This is a genomic window from Vibrio sp. Y176 (assembly GCF_033438945.1).
The window spans coordinates 1-580 of record NZ_JAWOQS010000876.1 but is presented as its reverse complement, the minus strand read 5'-3'; the positions used below and the strand labels follow the sequence as shown (position 1 = coordinate 580).

1 protein-coding gene is annotated in these 580 nt (G+C 47.4%); it reads right to left on the bottom strand.

Going from position 1 to position 580, the window contains the following annotated elements; genetic code table 11:
* The coding region (locus R7O13_RS29170) for an FAD-dependent oxidoreductase (protein WP_318305495.1) at positions 1 to 435 on the bottom strand (435 nt) is incomplete at its 3' end.
* Positions 436 to 580: the final 145 nt, after the last annotated feature.

Genomic DNA, 580 nt, shown 5'->3' with positions numbered 1-580 from the left:
ATCGACGACAGGTTGCATGCTGCCCGCTTGCGCGTGATTTGTTGCCGTGTAATACACGCCTTTAAGCGACAACTGAGCATCAATATGGTGCTGTTTACAAAACGCGTCAATTTCAAGCACGGCTTGTTCGGACTCTTTGACTAACCAAGCAGCCTGAGCTTCACCAAACAAACGTTTTAAGGTCGGAAACTTTGTCGACCAAGTCAGCATGCAACCACCATTCGCTCCAGATGCGCCACTGCCGCACAGGCCCTTTTCTATCACAACAACATGCTTTTTCGGTGCTTGCTGTTTGATCATAATGGCGGTCCAAAGTCCGGTGTAACCACCACCAACAATCGCGACATCAGCGTTGATATCTTCATTCAGTGGCTTAGCTGGCTGAGGCTGTTCAAGTTCAAGCGCTTGCTTAAACCAGTAAGATAGGTGTGCCATTGTTTTTCCTTCGTGTCATTCATGAACTTGTTTTCGAGAAGCTCACTGTACAAACGATGCGCAGTTTCAACGAGCAAGAAAAACTATCGCTGCGCGTAAGAAAAAATGACGCCACGCGGCAAAGTGACGGGAGATTTTAAAGAAC